This window comes from Mesorhizobium sp. B4-1-1, from assembly GCF_006439375.1.
Classification (GTDB): Bacteria; Pseudomonadota; Alphaproteobacteria; order Rhizobiales; family Rhizobiaceae; genus Mesorhizobium.
The window spans coordinates 314,368-337,569 of record NZ_VFTH01000004.1 but is presented as its reverse complement, the minus strand read 5'-3'; the positions used below and the strand labels follow the sequence as shown (position 1 = coordinate 337,569).

Annotated in this window: 22 protein-coding genes; 5 read left to right on the top strand and 17 right to left on the bottom strand. The window is 65.4% G+C overall.

Going from position 1 to position 23,202, the window contains the following annotated elements; genetic code table 11:
- The first annotated feature begins 2 nt into the window (after positions 1-2).
- From FJW10_RS08460 to FJW10_RS08440, 5 genes are all read left to right on the top strand, one after another.
- Positions 3-872 (top strand): ABC transporter permease, encoded by an 870-nt coding sequence (locus FJW10_RS08460; protein WP_140899712.1) that lies wholly within the window; start codon positions 3-5, stop codon positions 870-872.
- On the top strand, positions 872-1,669 hold the full coding sequence (locus tag FJW10_RS08455; protein WP_140899711.1) for an ABC transporter permease: 798 nt from the start codon (positions 872-874) through the stop codon (positions 1,667-1,669). The genes FJW10_RS08460 and FJW10_RS08455 overlap by 1 nt, the downstream gene beginning before the upstream one ends.
- Entirely contained in the window at positions 1,666-2,778 is a 1,113-nt protein-coding gene (locus FJW10_RS08450) for an ABC transporter ATP-binding protein (RefSeq protein WP_140899710.1), read from the top strand. Before FJW10_RS08455 ends, FJW10_RS08450 begins: the two co-directional genes overlap by 4 nt.
- A gap of 78 nt (positions 2,779-2,856) precedes the next feature.
- Positions 2,857-4,242 carry an FAD-binding oxidoreductase gene (locus tag FJW10_RS08445; RefSeq protein ID WP_140899709.1) on the top strand — a complete coding sequence of 462 codons (1,386 nt, stop codon included), beginning with the start codon at positions 2,857-2,859 and terminating at the stop codon, positions 4,240-4,242.
- A 67-nt stretch (positions 4,243-4,309) separates the two neighbouring features.
- Positions 4,310-4,678 carry a cupin domain-containing protein gene (locus FJW10_RS08440; RefSeq protein WP_140706994.1) on the top strand — a complete coding sequence of 123 codons (369 nt, stop codon included), beginning with the start codon at positions 4,310-4,312 and terminating at the stop codon, positions 4,676-4,678.
- 56 nt (positions 4,679-4,734) lie between these two features.
- Here FJW10_RS08440 and FJW10_RS08435 read toward each other — a convergent pair whose 3' ends face one another.
- From FJW10_RS08435 to FJW10_RS08355, 17 genes are all read right to left on the bottom strand, one after another.
- Positions 4,735-6,378, bottom strand: a complete 1,644-nt coding sequence (locus FJW10_RS08435) for an MFS transporter (protein WP_140899708.1) — start codon at positions 6,376-6,378, stop codon at positions 4,735-4,737.
- Positions 6,379-6,528: 150 nt separating this feature from the next.
- The gene (asnB, locus tag FJW10_RS08430; protein WP_140899707.1) at positions 6,529-8,394 is read right to left on the bottom strand and encodes an asparagine synthase (glutamine-hydrolyzing); all 1,866 of its coding nucleotides are present in this window, start codon (positions 8,392-8,394) and stop codon (positions 6,529-6,531) included.
- Between the two features lie 154 nt (positions 8,395-8,548).
- Entirely contained in the window at positions 8,549-8,815 is a 267-nt protein-coding gene (fliQ, locus tag FJW10_RS08425; RefSeq protein ID WP_140899706.1) for a flagellar biosynthesis protein FliQ, read from the bottom strand.
- Between the two features lie 87 nt (positions 8,816-8,902).
- Positions 8,903-9,310, bottom strand: coding sequence for a flagellar hook assembly protein FlgD (gene flgD, locus FJW10_RS08420; protein WP_027165132.1), 408 nt, complete (start codon positions 9,308-9,310; stop codon positions 8,903-8,905).
- A 1-nt stretch (position 9,311) separates the two neighbouring features.
- Positions 9,312-9,749 carry a flagellar biosynthesis repressor FlbT gene (gene flbT / locus FJW10_RS08415; RefSeq protein WP_140899705.1) on the bottom strand — a complete coding sequence of 146 codons (438 nt, stop codon included), beginning with the start codon at positions 9,747-9,749 and terminating at the stop codon, positions 9,312-9,314.
- Complete coding sequence (gene flaF / locus FJW10_RS08410) at positions 9,746-10,093, bottom strand: flagellar biosynthesis regulator FlaF (RefSeq protein WP_140827479.1); 348 nt, start codon at positions 10,091-10,093, stop codon at positions 9,746-9,748. The genes flbT and flaF overlap by 4 nt, the downstream gene beginning before the upstream one ends.
- A 29-nt stretch (positions 10,094-10,122) precedes the next feature.
- Positions 10,123-11,172: a flagellar hook-associated family protein gene (locus FJW10_RS08405; RefSeq protein ID WP_140899704.1), complete on the bottom strand. Its 1,050-nt coding sequence runs from the start codon at positions 11,170-11,172 to the stop codon at positions 10,123-10,125.
- A 3-nt stretch (positions 11,173-11,175) separates the two neighbouring features.
- Entirely contained in the window at positions 11,176-12,624 is a 1,449-nt protein-coding gene (gene flgK, locus FJW10_RS08400) for a flagellar hook-associated protein FlgK (RefSeq protein WP_140899703.1), read from the bottom strand.
- 29 nt (positions 12,625-12,653) lie between these two features.
- Positions 12,654-13,907: a flagellar hook protein FlgE gene (locus tag FJW10_RS08395; RefSeq protein WP_140673812.1), complete on the bottom strand. Its 1,254-nt coding sequence runs from the start codon at positions 13,905-13,907 to the stop codon at positions 12,654-12,656.
- Between the two features lie 91 nt (positions 13,908-13,998).
- Positions 13,999-14,667, bottom strand: coding sequence for a response regulator transcription factor (locus FJW10_RS08390; RefSeq protein WP_140673814.1), 669 nt, complete (start codon positions 14,665-14,667; stop codon positions 13,999-14,001).
- Positions 14,668-14,887: 220 nt separating this feature from the next.
- Entirely contained in the window at positions 14,888-15,478 is a 591-nt protein-coding gene (locus FJW10_RS08385; protein WP_246674158.1) for a lytic transglycosylase domain-containing protein, read from the bottom strand.
- Positions 15,408-16,772, bottom strand: coding sequence for a flagellar hook-length control protein FliK (locus FJW10_RS08380; RefSeq protein WP_140899702.1), 1,365 nt, complete (start codon positions 16,770-16,772; stop codon positions 15,408-15,410). Before FJW10_RS08380 ends, FJW10_RS08385 begins: the two co-directional genes overlap by 71 nt.
- Positions 16,769-18,202, bottom strand: a complete 1,434-nt coding sequence (locus tag FJW10_RS08375) for a chemotaxis protein MotC (protein ID WP_140899701.1) — start codon at positions 18,200-18,202, stop codon at positions 16,769-16,771. Before FJW10_RS08375 ends, FJW10_RS08380 begins: the two co-directional genes overlap by 4 nt.
- On the bottom strand, positions 18,199-19,602 hold the full coding sequence (locus FJW10_RS08370; RefSeq protein WP_140899700.1) for a MotB family protein: 1,404 nt from the start codon (positions 19,600-19,602) through the stop codon (positions 18,199-18,201). The genes FJW10_RS08375 and FJW10_RS08370 overlap by 4 nt, the downstream gene beginning before the upstream one ends.
- The gene (locus FJW10_RS08365) at positions 19,599-20,225 is read right to left on the bottom strand and encodes a hypothetical protein (RefSeq protein ID WP_140899699.1); all 627 of its coding nucleotides are present in this window, start codon (positions 20,223-20,225) and stop codon (positions 19,599-19,601) included. The genes FJW10_RS08370 and FJW10_RS08365 overlap by 4 nt, the downstream gene beginning before the upstream one ends.
- Before the next feature lie 3 nt (positions 20,226-20,228).
- On the bottom strand, positions 20,229-21,875 hold the full coding sequence (fliF, locus tag FJW10_RS08360) for a flagellar basal-body MS-ring/collar protein FliF (RefSeq protein WP_140899698.1): 1,647 nt from the start codon (positions 21,873-21,875) through the stop codon (positions 20,229-20,231).
- Positions 21,876-22,049: 174 nt separating this feature from the next.
- Entirely contained in the window at positions 22,050-23,120 is a 1,071-nt protein-coding gene (locus FJW10_RS08355) for a flagellin (protein ID WP_140899697.1), read from the bottom strand.
- Between the last annotated feature and the right edge of the window lie 82 nt (positions 23,121-23,202).

The window sequence follows — 23,202 nt, the reverse complement described above, 5'->3', positions numbered from 1 at the left end:
CCGTGAGCGCGCTCGAACCGACGACGCCTTCCGCCGCGCAACGGGCGGGCTGGGCATGGCAGCCGTTCGCGCTCACGCTGCCGGCGCTGGTGCTGCTGGCCGCGGTGATCGGCTATCCGCTGATCACCATCGTGCTGCGCAGCCTGTCGGAGCCGCAATGGGGCCTGCAGAACTATGCCTGGTTCTTCGGCGCACCCGTCAATCTGACGGTGCTCCAGCGCACCTTTACGATCTCGGCCTGGGTGACTGTGGTCTGCGTGCTCTGCGCTTACCCTTACGCCTATCTGATGACCGCCGTCGGGCCACGCGCGCGGCTCGTCCTTGTGCTCTGCGTCTTGATCCCGTTCTGGGTGAGCGGCGTGGTGCGCACGCTTTCCTGGGTGATCCTGCTGCAGGATTCCGGCGTCATCAACTCGCTGCTGCGATCGGCCGGTTTTGACGGCATCCGCCTGATCCGCACCCAGACGGGCGTGGTGATCGGCATGGCGCAGGTGCTCCTGCCGTTCATGATCCTGCCGCTCTATTCGGTGATGAAGGGGATCGATCTCAGGCTGGTGCAGGCGGCACGGAGTCTCGGAGCGCGGCCGTCGCGCGCGTTCTTCACCGTCTACCTGCCGCTGTCGCTGCCAGGCGTCTATGCCGGCGCGATCATCGTCTTCATCCTGGCGCTGGGCTTCTACATCACGCCGGCGCTGCTCGGCGGACCGCGCTCGACAATGCTGTCGACGCTGGTGCAGACGCAGGTGCTCAGCCTGCTGCAATGGGGACGCGGTGGCGCCATGGGCGTGGTGCTGCTGGTCGCGACCTTCGTGCTGCTCGCGCTTGCGGCGCCGGTGATGCGGTCGAGGCACCGGGAAGCGGGACGACGCTGATGGAGATGAAGCCGCTCACGCGCGTCATCCTCGGGCTTGTCTGCCTGCTGGTGGCGATATGGCTGGTGGCGCCGACACTGGTCGTGGTGCCGATGTCGTTCAACGAGAACAAGTCGCTCGCCTTTCCGCCGCAGGGCTTTTCCTGGCAGTGGTACCAGAATTTCGCCACCAACCCCGATTGGTCTTCCAGTTTCCTCAACTCGCTCAAGGTCGCCTCGCTGGTGGCTGTGTTGGCGACGGTGCTCGGCACCCTCGCCGCCTTCGGCCTCGACCGTATGAAAGCGCGACCGGCCAATCTCTTGCGCATGGTGATGCTGACGCCGATGGTCGTGCCGGGCGTGGTTCTGGCCATCGGCATCTATGCCGTCTATCTCGATGTGCAACTCGTGGGCACGCTGACGGGCTTCGTGCTTGCGCATACGATCCTGGCGCTGCCCTTCGTGCTGATCGCGGTTTCGGCCAATCTCGAAGTGTTCGACAAGCGGCTTGAGACCGCGGCGGCAAGCCTCGGCGCCGGCGCGCTGACCACGTTCCGCACGGTGACGCTGCCGCTGATCCTGCCCGGCATCCTGTCGGGCCTGCTGTTCGCCTTCGCCACGTCCTTCGACGAGATCGTGGTGTCGCTGTTCATCACCAACCCCTATCTCAAGACGTTGCCGGTGCAGATATTTTCCTCGATCACGCGCGATGCCGACCCGACGGTCGCGGCCGTCGGCACCATCCTGTTGTTCGCCACCACGATCCTGATCGGCGGCGGCATGCTCCTCCTTGGCCGCGAGCGGAAGGGACGCCTATGAACCCGAGAGCGGAAAATCGCGGCGCCGCGATCGATCTCGACACGGTCAGCAAGGCCTACGGGTGCTTCAAGGCGCTGGACGGTGTCTCGCTCGGGATCGAGCCAGGCGAGTTCATGACGCTGCTGGGGCCGAGCGGCTCGGGCAAGACGACGACGCTCAACGTCGTCGCCGGCTTCACCGACGTGACCAGCGGCAAGCTTCTGGTCGGGGGAAAGAGCGTCGTCGGCGTGCCGGCGCACAAGCGCAATATCGGCGTCGTCTTCCAGCACTACGCGCTGTTCCCACATATGACGGTCGGCCGCAACGTCGCCTACCCGCTGACATTGCGCGGCATTAAGCAGGACGAGCGCAAGAAGCGGGTCGCGAGGGCGCTCGACATGGTCAAGATGGGCGACTTCGCGCATCGCTATCCGAGCGAATTGTCCGGCGGCCAGCAGCAGCGCGTCGCGCTTGCGCGCGCCATCGTCTTCGATCCGCCGCTGCTCCTGATGGACGAGCCGCTCGGCGCGCTCGACAAGAAGCTGCGCGAATGGCTGCAGCTCGAGATCAAGCGCATCCATCGCGAGCTCGGCACCACCTTCGTCTATGTCACGCACGACCAGGAAGAGGCCCTGGTGCTGTCGGACCGCATCGCCGTCTTCAATCGCGGGCGCATCGAGCAGGTCGGCACCGGCCGCCAGCTCTATGACGAGCCGACGACGCTGTTCGTTGGCCGCTTCATCGGCGATTCCACCGTGTTGCGCGGCGAGGCGAAAAGCGACGGCAGCGGGACGGCTCTGACCGTCGCCGGCGAAACGGTCACCGCGCCGCGGCGGCTGGCCGGCGAAGCCAACCCGGTCATGTTGCTGCGGCCGGAGAAACTGGCCATCCGCCGGCCGGGACAGGACGCCGCCGGCAAGAACCGGCTGTCGGGAACGATCGCCGAGGCGATCTATCTCGGCTCGGGGTCGAAATACGAAGTGAAGCTCGCAGACGGCTCGACCGCGATCGTGCGTTCGCCGCTCGCCGGCGAGAGTTTTGGCCTCGGCGAGAAGGTCGAGCTGTGCTTCGACGGCGCCGATGCGAAACTCCTGCCCGACGACAGCACGGCCGACACCACGCTCACCTGATCATCTTTTGTTTTAACGCAATTCCGGACGGGAAACCGTTCCGCACTTTTCCTGGATTGCTTTGGCGGAAACCATCTCATGCAAGTCAAGCGCAATGGCGACATCTCGTTCTGGTATGCGGATCTGGGTCATATCCCCGCGCCGCGTCCGCCCTTGCCCGGCGACATCGAGGCCGATGTCGCGATCGTCGGCGCCGGCTATACTGGGCTTTGGACGGCCTACTATCTGAAGAAGGCGAAGCCTTCGCTGCGCATCGTGCTCGTCGAGCGGGAGTTTGCCGGCTTCGGCGCCTCGGGGCGCAATGGCGGCTGGCTGTCGGGCGGCTTCGGCTGGTCGCGCGAGAAGTATCTGAAGACCTCGACACGGCAAGGCGTCACCGCCATGCAGAAGGCGATGGCCGGCTGCGTCGACGAGGTGATCCGGGTGGCGACGGAAGAGGGCATCGACGCCGACATCCGTCGCGTCGACAATCTGACGGTCGCCACCAATCCGGCGCAGCTGGGGCGCGTGCGCGAGGAGTGCGAAACGATCCGCTCCTGGGATGCCGATCCCGAACGGATCGAGACGCTCGACGCCGAGGCCGCGCGGGCGCGCATCAACATCAAGAATGTGATGGGCGGCTTCGTCATCCACGGCCAGGCGCGCGTGCAGCCGGCCAAGCTGGTGCGCGGGCTGGCGGCGGCGGTCGAGCGTCTCGGTGTTTCGATCTACGAAAAGACGACGGTGACGACGATTGCCAAGGGCGTTGTGACAACGGACCGGGGTGCGGTGCGGGCCGAAACCGTCATCCGCGCCACGGAAGGGTTCACGGCCGGCATCCCGGGAGAGGAGCGGACCTGGCTGGCGCTCAACAGCGCGCAGATCGTCACCGAGCCGCTGTCGGACGAGCTCTGGCGCAAGATCGGATGGGAGGGGCACGAGCTGCTCGGCAATGCCGCGCATGCCTATTGCTATGCCCAGCGCACGCGCGAGGGGCGCATCACCATGGGCGGGCGCGGCGTGCCCTACCGCTACGGCTCGCGCACCGATGTCAACGGGCAGACGCAGCAGGCGACGATCGACCAGCTGCACGCGATCCTGACCACGCTGCTGCCGCAGACCGCCGGATGCCGCATCGATCATGCCTGGTGCGGCGTGCTCGGCGTGCCGCGCGATTGGTGCACGACGGTGGGCCTCGATCCCGCGACGCGCATCGGCTGGGCCGGCGGCTATGTCGGGCTCGGCGTGTCGAGTTCCAACCTGTCGGGGCGCACGCTGAGCGATCTCGTGCTCGGCGAGAGCACCGAACTCACGCGGCTGCCCTGGGTCAACCGCAAGGTGCGGCCATGGGAGCCGGAGCCGTTCCGTTGGCTGGGCGTCCATTCGACGTACCAACTCTACCGCATCGCCGATAACCGCGAGGCCGCCGGGCTTTCGCATACCTCGAAGCTGGCCGCCCTGGCCGACAGCCTGACTGGCCACTAGGGCGGTTCGGCGTCCGCCCAATCGTTCGTTTTCGTGCAGTTCCGGACCGCTGGAATTGCCCTGATCCATGGAGACCAGCTTGATCGATCTTTCGACTTTCCACGACCTCGCCAAGGCCGACATCGGCGCTTTTTCTCCGAAGCCGACCTCTTTCGAAGGGGATCAGCTGGAGGCCGCGCGGTCGTTCTTCCAATCGCCGGACGGAACCATCGATATCGGCATCTGGGAATGCACGCCCGGGCGGTTCACCGCCGATCGCACGAACTCGTCGGAGATATGCCACATCATCTGCGGCCGCGCCGAGGTGAGCCGCGCCGATGGCGAGATGCGCGAGCTGGGGCCGGGCGACCTTCTCGTCCTGCCGCAGGGATGGAAGGGCGAGTGGCGCATCCACGAGACCACCCGCAAGCTCTACATGATCCAGAGCGCCGATTGATCCCTGACCCTTCGGCGCACGTCGTTTGCCGGAAGCGTGCTTCGAACGACGTGCCGTCAGTGATCGATCGGGCCCTTCGGCGAGACGAGCGTCGTGCCCGCGGTGGTCGGGCGCTCGATCATGCGGCGCACGCGCGGCGGGTTCTCGCCGCTGTGCAGCGCGCGGATGCGTTCGCCGACCACGGCGTCGGCATGGGTGGCGCGCCGGTTGTGGCGGATATACTCGACCCAGGTCGGCGTGTGGTAGTGCTCGATCCAGATGCCGGGATTCTCGAGGTCGCGGGCCAAGGTCCAGTTGCGGGCGCCGTCACGGCGGCGGATACGGCCGCGCTCGGCCATGGTCGCGAGGAATTCCGGCACGTCGTCTTCGCGAATGATGTACTCGATCATGATGGCGATGGGGCCGCTGCGTGGCTTGAGGTCGAGCGCCAGCATCGGTTCCTTGAAACGGTTGAGCGGATCGAGGTTGAGCACCGTCTGCCGCGGTAGCGGCAGGGCGAAGCCAATGGCGCCGCCAGCGAGCATCGCGACCGCCGCCGCGATCAGCGCGGTCTCGGCGCCATGCGCGTCGGCGACGACGCCCCAGATCCAGCTGCCCAGCGCGATGCCGCCGAAGGTCGCCGTCTGGTAGATCGACAGCACGCGGCCGACCACCCAGCGCGGCGTCGACATCTGCACCGTGACGTTGAAATGCGAGAGCGCGATCACCCAGCAGGCGCCGCCGATGAGCAGGCCCGCCGACGTCTGCCAGCCATTGTGGCTGACGGCGGCGTTGAGGGCGCATAGGGCGAAACCGCAAAAGGCCATGCGCACCATCGCCTCGCTGGACAGCAGCTGCCTGAGCCGCACGCTGATCAGCGCGCCGCCGACCGCGCCGATGCCGAAGGCGCCGAGCATGATGCCGTAGGTCAGCGCGTCGCCCTTGACGACGTCGCGCGCCACCAGGGGAAGAAGCGCCAGCACCGCGCCGGCGCTGAAGCCGAAGGCCAGACCGCGGACCAGCACCTTGGCGATGTTGGGCGACATGGCGACATAGCGCAGGCCGGCGCCCATCGCCGCGCCCAGCGATTCGCGCGGCAGGGTTTGCTCGGGCAGCGCCGGCTTCCAGCGGGCGAGCACGACGATCAGGCCGATATAGCTGACGGCGTTGGCGGCGAAGGCGGCCGCGGCGCCCGCGGCGGCGACGATCACGCCGCCGATGGCCGGGCCGACGCTACGGGTGATGTTGAAGCCCAGCGAGTTGAGTGCGACGGCCGCCGGCACCTTGGCGCGCGGCACCATGTCGCCGACCGAGGCCTGCCATGACGGGCTGTTCAGCGCCGTTCCGCTGTCGATCAGGAAGGTGAAGGCAAGCAGCGTCCAGGGTGTCATCCAGCCTTGCCAGGTGAACAAGGTCAGCAGCGCCGACACGACCAGCATGAAGGTTTGCGCCACCAGCATCACCTTGCGGCGGTTGAAGCTGTCGGCGATGGCGCCGGCAACGAGCGCGAACAGCATGATCGGCAAGGTGGTCGAGGCCTGGACCAGCGCCACCTGGTAGGGCGAGGTGGCGATCGTGGTCATCATCCAGGCGGCGCCCACGCCCTGGATCAGGCCGCCGAAATTCGACACCAGGCTGGCCGACCAGACGGCGCGGAAGATGCCGTGCCGGAACGGCGCCAGCGCGGAGACGCGTTCGCTTTCCGGCTCGTCGTCGATCATGGTTGCGCCTTCGTCTTCTGTAGAAGCTCGCCGCACCCGGAAGGGCCAGCGACTCGCCAAAGAGTGCGGCCCAACAATAGGAAGGCAAAGGCGAAAATGCGTCGGCGAAGCTTTAAACCAAGCATCAGGCCGGTCTGGACCAACTTTTGGCTATTTCGCGTTTCTCGCCTCGGCATGCAGGGCCTCGGTCAGGCCGCCTGTCGTCTCGCCATTCATGTAAAGCCTGAGCAGCATTTCCATGCCGACGAGACGCAGGCGCGACGTTTCCTGGCTTCTGGCCATGTCGATGAGGTCGTCCAATTCGGAAGCAGACCATTTCATCGCGTCGCGCAGCACACCGCCGCGCAGCAGGCCCTGCGTTCCGGCTGAAAAAGCGGCATCCATCTCGAAGCCGTTCTTCGCGGCGCGAATGTTTTCGCGCGGCAGATGGTGCTCGGCGGCCTTTTTCAGCAGCCACTTGCCGGTTCCGTCGCGGTATTTCTGCCTGCGCGGCAGGTGAAGGGCGAAGTCGATCAGGCGGTTCTCGAGGAACGGCACCCTGAGCTCGACGGACGCCGCCATGCTCAACCGGTCGTGCCTGTGCAGCAGGTCCTGCAGATGCGAGTAGAGGTCGTAGAAGCAGCTTGCCAGAAAAGCGCGGTCGCTGGCCGGCGCGACGCCTTCCAGCCTGTCGAACAGCTTTGTCTGCAGGAAGTTCAGCTCGGGCGACAGGGCTCTGAGCGCCATGGTGCGGTCAGTCGGCGAGCCGCGACCGATCGAGTTGCGGAATGGGGCGCGGCGCAATTCGGCGAATTTGCGGTCCCGCCTGGCCTTCGAGCGGAACAGGCGCTGCAGCCAGGATTGGCGCCAGACCCTGATCGTCGATGCTTGCCATTTGTAGCCGCCGAAGAGCTCGTCGGAGCCCTCGCCGGTGAGCAGCACCTTGACGCCGTCGGCGCGACACCGCTCGGCAAGCGCCAGCAGCGCGGCGTGGCTGGCATGCCAGCCGTCGGTTTCAAGGTGCCAGACCGCGCGCGGCCAGAGCTCGAGGAACCGGTCCTTGTCAAAAGGCACCCGGCGCAGGCTGACGCCGACATGGCGACCGGTGCGCTCGGCGTCCGCCGCTTCGCTGTGCCCGAGCTTCTGGTCGATGACGTAGCCGTGCATCTCCGGCCTGAAGCGCTTGGCAAGCGCGGTGATCAGCCCAGAATCGACGCCACCGCTACAAGCGGTTGCAAGGCTGGCATCGGCGATGCAATGCAGCTCGACGCTTTCCGCGAGCAGCCTCTCGAGCGTCGCCATATGCTCGGCGTCGGACGTCCTGTCGCCGGCGATGCGCGTGGTATCGAGAACATCGAGGACGTGCCAGAAGCGGCGCTTGTCGATGCCGTCTCCGGTGATCCTCCAAAGGCCTGCCGGTGGGAGACGCTCGATACCGTCGAAAACGCTGTAGCTCGAATCTCGGCTCTGCCAGGCAAGCCGCAACGTCAGCTCGCGTGTGTCCATCCGGCGCGCAAAGTCGTGGCAGGCGAGGATCGCCTTGTCCTCGGAGGCGAACAGCACGCGGTCGCCGGTTTCGGCGACCGACATCGGCTTGATGCCCAGCCTGTCCCTGGCAAGCCACAGGGCGCCGTCGCGGGCATCGAAATAGGCGAAGGAGAACATGCCGTCGAACAGCGGCACCGCTTTTTGCGGACCCCAGTGATGCAGGGCCTGAAGCACCACCTCGGTGTCGGATACTGATTGGAACGCTAGGCCTTCGGCCTCCAGGGTCTTGCGCAGCGCGCGAAAATTATAGACCTCGCCATTGTAGCACAGCACGCCGTCGCCGGACGCGGTCAGCATCGGCTCGCGCGCGGCGGGCGATGGATCGATGATGGTCAGCCGGCGGTGGCCAAGCGCCAGGCGGGCGTTGTTCCAGTTGCCGTGATCGTCGGGACCGCGATGCGCCAATGCCTGCATCATGCGCGCGACGTCGCGATGATCGCCGCTGCCGATCGGATCGCGCTTTCGCCAGACGCCGGCTATTCCGCACATGGCCCGCCGGCCGTTCTTGCCTGATGCATCACTTCCTGAATCGCCTGAGACGTCGGCCGACGCCGTCGCGCCTACAATCTAGCTGCAAGAAGCGCCGCCGCAAGCGATCTCGCGGCTTGCGAACAGGCCGCCAGACACTTGCTGAGGTTTCGCGTCAGAAGCCGTGCTCGATGCGCTCGAAGATGACGTTGGTGAAGGCCGAGATATGGCTGCCGATGAACGGGCCGGTCAGCGCCACCACGAGCATGATGGCAACGATCTTCGGCACGAAGGTCAGCGTGATTTCCTGGATCTGGGTCAGCGCCTGGATGAGCGCGATGCCGATGCCGACCACCATCGCCACCAGCACCACGGGGGCGGAAGCGACGAGAACCGTCCACACCGCGTACTGGACGATATCGAGGGCGTCGGCCTCGTTCATGGGGTGCCCCTATGCGAATCCGGCTAAAGTTTTTTTGATTTTAAGCATGTCGTTGTCCGAAACCGGCCCCACTTTCGGGAGACCTGCTTAGGCGGCCGGCTTGATCGACACGCCCGCGCCGACCGGGACCTGGGTGCCGTCCTGCAACACGGCGATCAGGCCGCTGCTGGAGAGCGTCACCGAAGCCACCGTGCCGGTGGTCTTGCCGTCGGCCGAGGTGATCGAGCGGCCGATCAGCGCGTCGGCCTGCGACAAGGCCGAGGACTGCATGATCTGGTCGAGCTTGGTGTTGGTCTGCACCGACTGCTCGACCTGGGAGAAGGTAGCGAGCTGCGCGACATATTGCGTGGAATCCATCGGCTTGGTCGGATCCTGGTTCTTCATCTCGGCGATCAGGAGCTTCAGGAACGACTGGTAATCCACCGCCGTCTTCGAGGTCTGCTGGCTGGCTTGGTTGGCGCCAACCGGGATCGTTGTCGTCATGTCGACGGCCATCTTATGCTCCTACAGCCAGTGCGCGCGGCGTTTCGGGAATGTCGTCATTGTCCTCGAGCACCCTACGCTCGAGCGGATAGAGGGCGCGGATCGCTTTCAGCGCCTCATAGATCTCGTCCTCGCCGACCATGCGGTCGATCTGCTTCAGGCCCTTGCAGATGTCCTGGTTCTCGAAGCTTGCGATCAGCATCGGCAGCGAGCGGCGGAACATGTCGCGCGCCTCCGCGGCGCCCGCCGGGTTGATCAGCATGATCTGCACGATGAAGTAAAGCTGCCTGAGCGGCGTCGCGGCCTGGTCGGCCTGGATGACATGGCTTTCGAGCAGGAACTGCACGTCGTTCATCAGCTCGATGGTGACCTTGCGATCGACGCGGATGACCGCGCCGTTGATGTAGATCTTCTCGTTGGGCTTCAGCGAGATCTTCAGCGTGTTGGTCATTGGATGCCGTCTCGGATGATCTGGGAGACCTCGATCAATCCTTCGAAATTGTTGGTGCGGCCTTGGCGGATGTCTTCCGTCTCGCGCAGCAGCCACAGGCCGATGGAGATCAGGTTGGCGCGCAACTCCTTGGGCAGGGCGTTGTCGCTGGAGCCGAGATCCTCGACGAAGGCGGTCCAGACGCGGTTGGTGAAGTGGAGCGCCTCGACCGCTTCCATCGACTCGGTGCCGACGGCTGCCGCGGCGGCCAGCATGTCGATCGAACGGGTGAGCAATTGCCGCTCCCGGTCCTTGGCGTCGGCGACGGAGTCGGTCTGGATGTCGGCGTAGGAGAATTGATACATCGTCGGCGCTCTGGCGTTCCGGTTTATGTTCAAGTCAGATAGTTCAGCAGGCTGAGCTGCTGCAGACGCGCGGTCAAGGCGAAGGAGGTCTCGATATGCTGCGTCAGATCGGCGACGCGGGTGGCGGCTTCGGCCGGATCGACGCCTTCGAGATCGACGATATGCTTCTCGAAGAGGTCGACCTGGGTCTTCATGCGGTCGCTGGCGTCGGACACGCGCTGCTGGGCAACGCCTGTCTCGGCCCGTATCTGAGTAATGCCGCCGATCGCTTCGCCGACCAGCGTCTGGGCACGGCTGACGACGGCGTTCTGGGCGGCCTCGCTGATGCTGCCGGTAAGCAGGCTGCTGACCATGGCAGATGCCATGGCGAGCTTGCGGATGCCCTGTTCGTTGGCGCTGACCGAGGTCTGGGTGGTTTCGTTGAGCGAGATGCGGCTGGTGATCTGATCGTCGGTGGCGCTCGACCAGTTGGCCTGCCAGCCGGCGCCCAGGAATTGCGGCTCGACCTGCGTGGTGATGAAGTCGTCCATCTGCGCGGCTGTGATGTTGGCCGCCGCCGGGTCTGTCTGGGTGAAGCCGAAATAGCTCGAAAAGGCGGCATCGAAGGCGGCCTTGGCCGGTGAGCCGGCGGCGTTGAAATCGTCGATCGGCTTGACGTCGGTGTTGGTGCCGGCAAACAGATATTCGCCGTTGACGCTGGTGTTCAGGATACCCGTCATCTGCTGCAGCGCCGAGGCGCTGGCAGTCTGCAGGATGCTGGTCGAGGAGTCGCCCGACACGCCGCTGGTCAGGGCCGACAGGAAGCTCTGCGCGGCATCGGAAATCTGGCCGAGCGAATCCTGGGTCGATGTCAGGCGGGCCGAGACGAGCGCGTTGGAATCGACGATGCCGTTCAGCCGGTCGAGATCGCGCTGGAAGGTGACGGCCTGGGTCGTCCGGCTGCCAAGCGCCAGGCCGACATCGGCGACGGTGCCGGTCTGCGATTCCTTGGTCGCCTTGACGAGGTCGGCCTGCATCTTCGCCTGCTGGTAACGCAGGGCGTTGGAGATGGCAGCTGAGGAAACGCCTGTCGCTTTCATGGATTATCCTACCGCGGCCATCAGGGAGTCCAGCATGTCGCTGACCGTCTTCATCATATGCGCCGAGGCCTGATAGGTGTGCTCGAGGTCGAGGAGCAGGGACATCTCCTGGTCGACATTGACCCCGGTGTCGTTGGACAGCGCCTCGGCCGTGCGCGCGGCCAGCGCCTGCTTGCTGTCGGCATTGGTCGAGGCCTGCTGGCGCACGCCTTCGAACCAGCCGATGGCATTGGCCGCGTAGTCGGAGACGCTCGAGCTGACGGTGATGCCGGCCGAGCTGTCGAAGGCCATCGGCTGATCGAGCTTGTTGCCGTAGCTGATCAGCAGGTCCGAATAGGATGCGCCGCCGGTGTTGACGACATAGGCCGCGCCATTGGCGCCACCGTCGCGCAACAGCGCGGGATTGCCGCCGGCGCTCGGATCAAAGGCGGCGTTGACGCTGATCGTGCCGGCAAGGCCGTCGATCAAGGTGCCGGCGGCCGGAATTGCCGGGGCGCCCGACCATGTGAACAGGCCCGCGGCATTGGGCTGCGACGACGAGGTTTCGGCAAATGCAGTGACAAGACCACGCGCGATCTCGTCGAGCTGGCTCTGCATGGTCGAAGCGACGCCGTCGCGCAGCTTCAAGAGGCCCGCAATCTTGCCGTCGGCGGTGGTGTCCCCGGTGCCCGCCGAGACCGGCACGTTGTCGATATAGATGGTGTTGCCGGGCGTGCCGGCCGTATAACCGGCCGACGGCGTGAAGGTCACCGAGCGCGGCACGGTCTCGAACAGCGTCGTGCCGTCCTTGGTGGTGATGACCATGTCGTTGTCGCCGCGGGTGAAGGTCGAGACCGGAACGTATTCCGATATCTTCTTCAGGATCGCGTCGCGCTGATCGAGCGCGTCGGACACGTCGGTGCCGGAGCGAGTGCCCGAGATGACCGCCTTGTTGGCGTCCTGGAACTGGCTGAGCAGCGAGTTGAGATCGTTGACGGCGGTGGAGATCTGGCTGTCGGCCTGGGTGCGGAAGTCCTGGATCGCCTTGGTGCCGCTGTTGAGAGAGTTCACCACCTGCTTGGCGGCGTCGATGACGCTGGTGCCGAGGTTCTGGTTCGATGGCGTCGTGGCGTAAAGCTGCAGGGACTGCTGCAGGTTGGCGATTGCCGTCGAGGGGGACGATGCGTTGTCGACCCCGTTGACCGACAGATCGAGCTGATCCATGCCGTTGTAAAGCGCGCTCTGGCCGCTCCATGCCGACAGCGCCGAAAGGTTCTGGCGGAACAGGAGATCATTCGCGGCGCGTTGGATTTCCACCGCCCGGGCGCCGGGCGCCGTGCTGGTCACCACGGCGATGCGGCGTGTGTAGTCCGGGTTCGACGCGTCGGCCACATTGCGCGATACGACGCTGGTCTGCTTGGACGTGGCCAGGAGCGCCGATTGGGCAATGCTTAGTGCGGAGGAAAGCGACATGCTGATCTTTCACGGGCGGCGCCCGTCGTTTATCTCTTCAGGTTGACGAGGACGTCCATCAGGTCCGAGCCGGTCTGGAAGACCTTGGAATTGGCGGTGTAGCTGCGCTGCGCCGCAATCATGTTGGTCAGTTCCTCGGCGATATCGACGTTGGAGTTTTCAAGCGCCCCGGAGACGATGGAGCCGAGCTTGCCTTCATTGGCAAAGCCGATGTGGACGGCGCCGGAGTCGGTGCTCTGCACATAGACGTTGCCGGGCATTGCGGTGAGGTTGTCGGGGCTCTGAACGTCGGCCAGCGGGATCTTGTAAAGCGCTTTGGTCGAGCCGTCCTCGAACTGCGCGTAGATGATGCCGTCCTGGCCGATCTGGACCTTCTGGATGGAGCTCGGCGCGTTGCCGTTGACCTTGGCGTCGGCAACGGTGAAGCCCGTGCCGAGCTGCGTCAGCTGGGAGAGATCGAGGTCCAGCGTCGAGCCGCCCGGTACCGTGAACGAGACGCTGTCCGTCGCGCCGGTAAGCTTGCCTGTCGTGGTGTCGAAGGTGAGGTTGGCCGATCCCAGCGCGCCGCCCGTATAGGGGAAAGAGGTGCCCGCGGTCGCCTTCGACTGGTCGAAGACCGAGACCTGCCAGGTGCCGGCGCCGGTGTTGGTGAAGTAGACGTCGAGCAGCTTCTTGTTGCCGAGATTGTCATAGGCAACCAGCGAGGTTTTCGACGTGTATTCGGCGGTCGCGCTATTGCTGGACGGCAACGGGCCAGAGGGCGGCGTCGCGCCCGCCGGCAGATTGCCGGAGAACAGGCCCTCGGTGCTCGGCGTCGCTGTCATCTGCTGGTCGGAGATCTGCACCGGCACGAGGCCTTCGAAGCCGTTGGCGGTCGCGGCCGGGTCCCCATTGGCGTAGCTGTAGGCCATGAGCTGGTAACCCGCGGCATTGACCAACCGGCCTTGCGCGTCCGGAACGAAGGAGCCGGCGCGGGTGAGATAGGGCGTGCCGCCGGCATCCTGGACGACGAAGAAGCCGTCGCCGTTGACGGCAAGGTCGGACACCGAGGTGGTGTAGGTCATGACGCCTTGTGTGCCGACGGCCGAGCGGATCGTGGTGGTCACGCCACCGGAATTATAGGCGCCCCCGGTGCCGGGCATGATCAGTGTCGAGAACTCGGCCGAAGAGCGCTTGTAGCCCGTGGTGTCCGAGTTGGCGATGTTGTCGGCCACCGCGGAGAGGCGATTGGCCTGCGCGTTCATACCGGAAACGCCGGTCCGCATCATTCCGTAGAGGCTCATCGATACATCTCCGCAGTGCCTGGGTAGGAGGCCATAAAATTATGCCTCGTGTCTTGCGCGAGGCTGGTGCGGGATGTGCCTTGGGCGGCCATCAAAACACCAGCCGGTAGCCGAGGAACCTCTTGGAATCGATCGGGTCGTGGCCGAGCTTCTCACGCAGCTTCTTGCGCAGCTTCGAGATGTGACTCTCCACCACGTTCTCCTCGACCTCTTCGTCGAAGATGCCGTAGATGGCGTTGAAGACCTGGGTCTTGGTCACCCGCCGGCCGCGGTTGCTGGCCAGATATTCCAGGATGCGCCGCTCGCGCCGCGGCAGCGGCAGCGGCTCGCCGTTGATCTCCGGATCGCGGCCGTCCATGAAGATGCGCATCGACCCGACTTCGGTATAGGCGGCCTCTTCGGAGCCGCGGCGGCGAATGGCGGTGATGCGGGCGAGAATCTCACGGATGTGCACCGGCTTGCGGACGACGTCGTCGACGCCGCTTTCGAACAGCCGCAGCGTGTGTTCGAGCGAGTGATGTTCGCTGAGCGCGATCACCGGCGCGCCGGTGCGGTCGCGGATCTGGCGTGGCGATATCGCACCTTCGCGGCAGTCGCCGATGAGAAAGGCCCTGACCGATCTGAGATCGGTGTCGGCGGCGGAACTCACCCACTCGCCGAATTCGCCTGGTGCGAAGCCGGCAGTGGCCACCCCCTCGCGATCGAAAAGTGAAGAGTAGCCCTCTGTCACGAGCTCTCGCTCGTCAACGATCACGATCATCGGCCCGCCCTCCGAATCATTTCACTTGCCCCGTGCGGAAAGGGGTACCCGGCTCGACGAATCCTGAAAAACCATCATTTCTTGTAGCTATTTTCTTGGGAGTTTTTTTGGGAGCCGTAATAAAGCGGCTGCGCGGGTGTATTCGCGCCAACTGTTGGCGCACGAATATTGGCGCCGGCGGATAGGCTGGCGAAGGTCGGCTGGATCCGGAATTTGACAACTATTGATTGCAGAAAGTGCTGGCATTCGGCGTCCATTTGCCGAAGCCGGTGGCGACCATGTTGGCGATGACGCGGCAGACATAGACCTTCTGTGCCGGGTCGTTGTCGGGACCGGCATGGTAGCGAGCGACGGCCATCGACCAGGTCATATGCCGGGCATGCAGGCTCGCCAGGAAGCGCGCCGCGTAGTCGACATTCTGATGCGGGTCGAGCATGTCCTCGACGCTGCGGAAACGATCGCCGTGATAGCGATGGTTGATCTGCATGCAGCCCAGATCGATCAGCGTCTTGCCCTCGCGACGCGCGTCCTCGAATGCGGCGAGCGCTTCGCCGCGACTGCGAGGGAAAACAGCTTTTCCTTCTATATTCAGGGCATTAGGTTGAAGGCTGCCCCTCTTTCCGGTCTCGGTCAGGCCGACGGCGTAGAGGATCCCGGCAGGCACACCGTAGCGATCGGCGGCGCGCAGGATCTCCGGCTCGCAGGGATTGGCGGCGGCGACAGCGGTGCCGGCGCCGAAGCTAGATATAGATATCGTCGCCACCACCTTCGCGAGGAGGCGGAGCCGCGCGGCCGAATTCCTGTGCGCCATTGCCATCGTTCCTTCCCGGTTGCCGGCCGCCGCCCGCGCTGTTGCCGCCCGAGTTCCCGGGCTGGAACGAAGGCTGGTCGCGGCCTGTCGACATCGGCATGGCGCTGGTTGCGTCGGCGCGGCTGGCCGCATGCGCTGCTATCGAAGGTTGCAGGATGGTAACCTTGTCGACGTCGAAGCCGAGGCTGCGCATGGACTTGACGATGGCGTCGCTGTCGGCGGTGAGACGGCGATATGCCTCGTGTGTCTCGGGCTTCATCTCAATCGAAAGTTGCTCCCCCGAGAGCCGCAGGCTGGCGATGACCGATCCGAGCTCCGAAGGGTGGAGCTCGATCTTCAGAACATGTGTCGGAACGGCAACAGAATTGGTCGTCTGCAAGCCTGCCGAGGCGCTTGCGAAGGCCTGCTGGACGCCATTGTCGGAGGCAAGCGTTTCAACCAGCGCCGATGCCGTCTGGCCGATCGGGTTTTGCGCCGGCGCCGGGAAGCTCTGCTCGCTGACGACTTCCATGCGTGTGGCGGAAGAAGACGGCTTGGCCGGTGTCTGCTGCGTGGTCGATTGCGATAGCTGCGAGGCCTTGGAGGCGGAAGCCGGCCGCCAGCCTTGCGGCGGTACCGGGTTGTCGGCCTGCGGTTCATTCCCTTGCTTCGGCAAGATCCTGGTATCGCCGCGGCCCGGCATGTCGAGAGCCATGTCCGCCTTCACCGGCTTTTGCCCGAAGTCGGGCCCGGACGCTACAGCCGCCGTCGAACGAGCGGATCGCGACTGCGGCTCGGCGGAATCGTCGACCGCCGCGCGCTTGCCTGGGCGCAGCCGCGTTTCCAACGATGCTCCCTCGCCCGCGGCCTCTTCACCGTCGGCGGAACCCTTGCCGCCCGTGCCCGACGATTGCGCGAAATGTTTCATGTCGCTCAGCGCCATCAGCAACGGCAGGCGATCCTGCAGCGGCGCGGACTCGTCGGTTTGCACCGCGGAATCTTTGTCCGCCGTCAGCTTCGCCTGATCGTCCTGGGCGGTGGTCTTCCCGGACTTTCCCGTGGCTGCTTTCTGCGCCCCGGTTTTCCCCTGCGGATGCTGGTCCGGCTCCTGCTTGCCGGTATTGGCCGGCGAGCGCCTTGCCGGATGCGCGTCTGGTATCACCGGTCCGGTCGCGTGCTTGTCCTGTGGCCGATCGGTCTTCTCGGGCCCATGCACAAGGTCACCAAAATTCTGATCCTTGTCCTCGCCGCCGGTCGAGTGCTGCCGGGGCTGGGTCGAAGCAAAGCCCGGCAGGGTCTGGTTGACGCTGGTCATTTGGGGGCTGCTCCGAGTAACTGGTCGATCTGGTCTAGCTGACGGCGCGTGCTGGTCACCGCCGCATCGATTGGGTCTTGCGCATCGGGCGTCGCCGGCGCCGATGCCTGCACCACCGGCGCGGCGTCAATCGGTGCCGGAGTGGACGCCGGCGTTTCGGCCGATGCTTGCGCCGGTTGCGGGACAGCGGGCGGCGAGGGCGTGTCTTTCGCCTGATCGCTTGCAGCGACCGGCGGATCGCTCGCCGCGACCGCTGGCTGGTCGGGCATCGCTCCTTCCACCGGCGGCAAGTCCGCATTGGCCGGATCGGCCGAGGCCTCCGTCGCTGATTTCGCCTCGTCACTTTTCACAACGGTTGCCGGCTTAGGTCCGGCATTGGCGGCCGCTTTCACCGGCGCCATCACTTCGCCCGCGACAGCTTGCGCGGCGTCGAGCAGGTCGCGGTCGCTTTGCGAAAGCTTGCCGCGGTCGATCTTGCCCAACTTGGCGCGTGCTTCATCGACATTGGCCGATGTCATGGTGGAGAGGCTCGAATAGAGCTGGGTGCGCGGGTCGTCCCGGTTGCCGTTGCCGTTGCGGCCCAGTTCGGCCTTGGCCGAGGCGAAAGCCGAGAGCTCCGTCATCCCGTCGATCGCGGCACGGCGCGCGATGCGCAGGTAGATCACTTTCTCGCGCTCGGGATCCATCATCGAGGTGATGTCGGCTATCTTGTCCTGGCTGATCGCCATGTGCAGCGTGATGACGCCGGAAACAAACGCATCGGCGAACTGGCTGGCGTAGGGCGAATAAAGAAAGGACGCGACATACTGGGTCGAAGCCAGCGCGAAACGGGCGGCGTCGCCCTGCGCGGCCGCGATGCCCACGGAGCGGCGAAGCGCAGCCTCCTCGACCAGCGTGCCGGGGCTGAGCAGGCGCGCTTCGTCGAGCAGCGCAAGCGCTGCCGACGGGTCGTCGGTCGCAAGCAGCGAGCCCTCGACCAGCGCCAGGAAGGCGCCGAGATCGGCGGGCACGCTCATCGGATCGATCGGCTTCAGCATTTCGATCGCCTGGGCCGGCTGGCCGCTCAGATAGGCGACGACGCCTTTGGCGATGGCCAGGCTTTGCGGGTCGGTTCCCGCGCGCGAAGCTGCCGCCGCGACCGTCACCGGATTGCCGCCGCTCATCCCATAGACGAGCAAGGCGCGGAAGTTCTTCGGCTCCTTGAAATCCTCGGCGTTCGCGCCGCGCATCCGGGCGTCGATCATTTCGAGGAGTTTTGCCTGCATCGGCAGCGCGGCGTGATCGCCGCCGGCAATGCGATCCTGGACCAGTTGCAGCGAACGCACCAGTTGATAGGGCTGCAGCGCATCCTGCGCGAAAGCCGCCGGTGACGACCCCGCGGCGAACAGCAGCAGCGCTATCGCGCCGCCGATGACGGTCCTGGCCCTCATCCGCCGGCCGCCATCAGGATTTCGATGCGCCGGTTCGCGGCAGCCATCGGATCGGAGGCGATCCTGGGCTGTCGGTCGGCGAAGCCCGCGACCTCGGTGATGCGGCTTTCGTCGACGCCGCCGCGCACCAGCATATAGTAGGCCGAATGGGCGCGCGCGGTGGACAGCCGCCAGTTGTCGTAAGTGTCGCTGCGGAACGGCCGCGCATCGGTGTGGCCGCTGATTGTGATGGTGCCCTTCTTCTCGTTGATGATGTGGCCGATCTTTTCCATCGCCCGCACCAGCTCGCGGCGTGGCATGGCCGAGCCGATCTCGAACATGCCGAAGTCGAGTTGGTCGGTGATCGAAATGACGACACCCTTGTCGGTGGCCTCGACCGAGACGCCGTCGGCGAGCTTTTCGCCCGGCAGGAATGCCTTGGCGAGTTCCTTCTTGATATCCGCCGCTTCCTGAAGAGCGGCTTTGCTCGGCGCCTTGTCACCTTTATCGGCGGCCTGCTCGGATTCGGTCTTTTCCGCCTTGGCCGCTTCAGCCTTGGTGTCGGTGTCCGCAATCTCGCGCTTGTCGGCGTCGGCTTTCTCGCTCTTCTTCCCTTCGCTCGACGGCTTTCCGGCCTTGCCTTGCGCGGCTTTCTGTATGCCCTTGGCGTCGGTGCCTTCCGGGGCGGCCAGCGGTTCCAGCCGCGCGGCCGTCAGCGGAGGGGCGGCCGGAACGGCCTTCACCTTCGGCACCGCGGCGGCGGCGACCTTGTCGCCGGGCTTGACCGGATCGCCATCGAACTTGGCGCGCTCGGCTGTTGCCTCGGCGTCGGGCGCCGCCACCTGCTGCGACCAGAAATCCGGCGCGAATGGATCGCGATAGGATTCGCCGCCGGAGGCGCCGGTTGCCGGACCGGCCGTCTGGGCGCCGCCTTCACCCTTGGCGCTGACGTTCTGCATCACGCCCGTATCGGCGGCGATCTCCGCCAGCACGGCATAGGGATCGGCGAACAGCTTCTCATCGGAGAGCTGGGCATCCTGCGCCCCGTCCTTCGTCTGCCGGCGCTCAGAGGAACCGGCGCCGCCCTTGCCATTATCGCCCGCCTTGGTCGCGCCCTGCTGCGGGTTGTCCGCGGTCAGCCCGACCTTGCTGGGGCCGTCGCCGAGGTCCTCCAGGCCCTTGCGGCTGGAATTGCGGTCGATCAGCTCGACCGGATTGAAATAGCTGGCGACGGCTGCCTTGGTCTGCTCGTTGGCGGCGTTGATCAGCCACATGACGAGGAAGAAGCACATCATCGCCGTCATGAAGTCGGCGAAGGCGATCTTCCACACGCCACCATGGTGAGCGTCGTCGTGGCCGTCGTGATTGCGCTTGACGATGATGATCTCGTGCCGGTGGTCGGCATGGTCCACGGCGCTCATGACAGGACCTCCGACAAGGACGCCGACCATTCGGCGATACGCGTTTCGAACACCGTTTCGTCGATGGTGACGGTCAGGTCGAAGCCCGGAGCCTCGGTGAAGTCGAGATTGGCGGCGCGCGATCCGAGCGCCGCCCGCAGCGGCTCGAACAGCGAGAGCGGCCCCCGGACGCCGATGCGCACGGCCTCGCTGTCGGCGACCGCTGCACCGATGGCGCGGGAAAGGGCGGCGAGCGAGCGCTGCTGCAGGTCGTCGCTGAGAAGGCCGCCGACGATGCGCGCGACGGTCGCGCCGGCAAGCTCGGCAACGCGCTGCTCCATGGCTTCGATGCGCGTGGCGACGGCGGCGCCGAGATCGCCGCCGAAGCTTTCAAGGAATGTTTTCGCCGCATCGTCGCTGGCCTGACGCTCGGCGTCGAGCGCAGCCTGATGGGAGAGTGCAAGGCGTGCCTCGAGCGCCGCCTCCGCATCGGCAACCGCCTCGGCGATCAGCGCGCCGATGTCGGCCTGCGGCGCCGGCACGGCGGCAGGCATATGCTCGGCGGCGCGTGCGGACGGCGGCTGGCTGGCACGCGGGGTCCGCGAACCAAAATCGGGCAGGAGGTCGAAGAGCGCCGAGGCCATGGCCTAACCCACGGCCTCTGGGGCGGCTGCCCATTTGCGCAGGATCTGCGCGGTGCGCTCCTCGTTGAGGTCGACCATGCGGGCAAGCCGCTCCTGCGGCGCCGGCCGGATTTTCTGGCGCAGGTCATCGAGCGGCGTCGCGCCGGCGCGCGTACCGGCCGGGGTCTCGGCGGTGATCGCGGCGACCGGCGCGTCGGGCGTCGGCAAGGAACGCTGCACGTCGTCGAAGCTCGGGCCGGCAATGGCCGCAGGGTTCGCCGACGCCGTCAGCGCGGCGGCCATCGGCTTCAGGCCGAAGAACGCCACCAGGAAAACGACGACGATGAAGGCGCCGGCATTGATCAGGGTGCCTGTATAGGTACCGATCGAGGCGAGGATGCCGGGCTGATCGATCGGCTCACCGTCGAGGCCGTTGATGAACTCGACCGCCGAAACGTCGATGACGTCGCCGCGCTTGTCGTCGAAGCCGGTCGCCGAGGCCACCATCTTCTGGATATCGGCGACGCGCTTGGCGATCTGCTCCGGGGTAGCGTCCTTGCCGAGGATGGTCTTCAGGCGATCCTGGTTGACGACGACCGCGATCGACATCTTGTTGACCGTGTAGCCGTTGGAGACAGTGGCGATCTTCTTCGAGTTGATCTCGTAGTTGGTGATCTCTTCCTTGCGGTCGTTCTGCGAGGTGGATTGCGGTCCCTCCGTGCTGGTGGTCTGCGTCTCGGGCAGGTTCTGCTCGACGCTGGTCGGGGTCGAGGCCTGTTTCTGGTTGCTGGCCTCGTTGGTCTTCACCGACTGCACCGAACGCTCGACGCGCGAGTTCGGATCGAAGATCGTTTCCTCGGTCTGGCGCGTGTCGGTGTTGACGTCGGCCTTGACGCTGGCGCGGAAATTGTCCGGACCGAGATAAGGGGTGAGCGCGCGGCGGATGTTGTCGCCGATCTGCGCCTCGACCGTCTGCTCGACGCCGAGCGTGCGCGCCGCACTCGTGTTGGACGGATCGTCGCCGGCGGCCAAAAGGTTGCCGTTGGAATCGAGCACCGTGACCTTGTCGGCCGAGAGGCCGGGAACAGCCGCGGCGACGAGGTGGCGGATCGACATGGCGCTCTTCTCGGCATCGTTGCCGGCATAGCGGATGACCACCGAGGCGGAGGGCTGCTGCTCGTCGCGACGGAAATTGGCGCGCTCGGACATGACGATGTGGACGCGCGCCGCCTTGACGCCGGAAATCGACTGGATGGTGCGCGCGATCTCGCCTTCCAGCGCGCGCACGCGGGTGATCTGCTGCATGAAGGAGGTAAGGCCGAGCGAGCCGACATTGTCGAACAGCTCGTAGCCGGCGTTGGCGCTGGTCGGCAGTCCCTTCTCGGCAAGCAGCATGCGCGCCTGCGCGGTGGTGCCGGCCGGCACCAGCACGGAGGTCCCGTCGGAGCCGACATCGAAACCGATGCCGGCATCGGCCAGCACCAGGCCGATCTGGTTGACGTCGGAACGCTCGAGGCCGACATAGAGCGTTTCATAGGCCGGTCGGTTAAGATAGACGGACGCGATGCCGATGACGGCCATGACCAGGGCCGCGATGCCGCCCATGAGCGCCAGACGCCTGACGCCGAAGCTCTTCAAATTCGCGATGATGCTCTGGATCTGTTCCGGCACGTTTCAACCGCTCCCAGCATGACTGTCCGCCGGAAGACTAGACCGCGAAGCTTGTGCGAGGATGATAGGCGTGCCGCCGAAGAGCCCGCAAAGCGTCGAACCGGCGTCTTATCGAGCAACGAAAAAGGCCGCGCCTCAGGCGCGGCCTTTTTCTGGTGGGAGTAATCCCGCGGCTTAGCCGTTCTTGAACAGCTGCAGGATCGACTGCGAGGAGCTGTTGGCGATCGACAGGGACTGGATGCCGAGCTGCTGCTGAACCTGCAGGGCCTGGAGGCGAGTCGATTCCTTGTTCATGTCGGCATCGACGAGCTGGCCGACGCCGCGATCGATGGAGTCCATCAGGCTCTGCGTGAAGGTCTTCTGCAGGTCGATCGAGCTCTTGGCGGCGCCGAGCACGGTGGCGGCGTCAGTAAGCTGACTCATGACGTTGTCGATCTTGGTGACCATCTGCGTGATGATGTCGTCGGTCACGCCCGTTGCCGTGATGTCGAGATTGAAGGCGGAGACGTTGTCGATCTTGACGGGCGTGCCGGTCACAGCGCCCTGGCCCGCGGTGTTGGCGGCGATGTCGGTGGCGCCGCCGGCGATCGAGGCCGCATAGGCGGCGTCATATGCCGACTGGTCCGCGGCGGTGGAATAGATCGAAGTCTGGCGATCGAGGATGCCCTGATTCTTGACGGCGGTGGAGAGGCCGGAATCGAACAGCTTGGTGCTCTCGATATCGATGTCGATGGTGCCGAGAGAGATGGCGCCGGACGAGGAGCGATTGAACGAAGAGACGATCTTGGCGTCAGGCTGGACGCCGTCATTGGCGGCCGCGACCTGCGTCGACGTCACCGAAAGATAATTAGAGCCCGAGAAGGTGGCGGCGTCGGCGAAGGATTTCATCTGCGCCTGCAGCGTGGTGATTTCGGTCTGCGTCTTGGCCTTGTTGGCACCCGACTGGCCGACGGCCGACAAAAGCTTGGTCTTGATCTGGCCGATCGTCGAAAGGACGTTGTTCATGCCGGTATAGGCGGTGTCGACCTTCGAGGCGCCAAGCCCGAGCGCGTCCTGCACGGTCGACAGCGCCGAGTTGTCGGAGCGCATGGTGGTGGCGATCGACCAGTAGGCGGCGTTATCGGAGGCCTCGGAGACCCGGTAGCCGGTCGAGATCCGGGCCTGCGTCTGCTCGAGCGATTTGTTGGTGGCGTTGAGGCTTTGAAGTGCAGTCAACGCCGCAGCGTTCGTCATGATGCTCGCCAAGAAACTCGCTCCTTCTCAAAAGCCGGCATGCCACACAGGCCGGGTCTCGACCTGCCCATCGGTTGCGGTCGTGCCGGTCGGG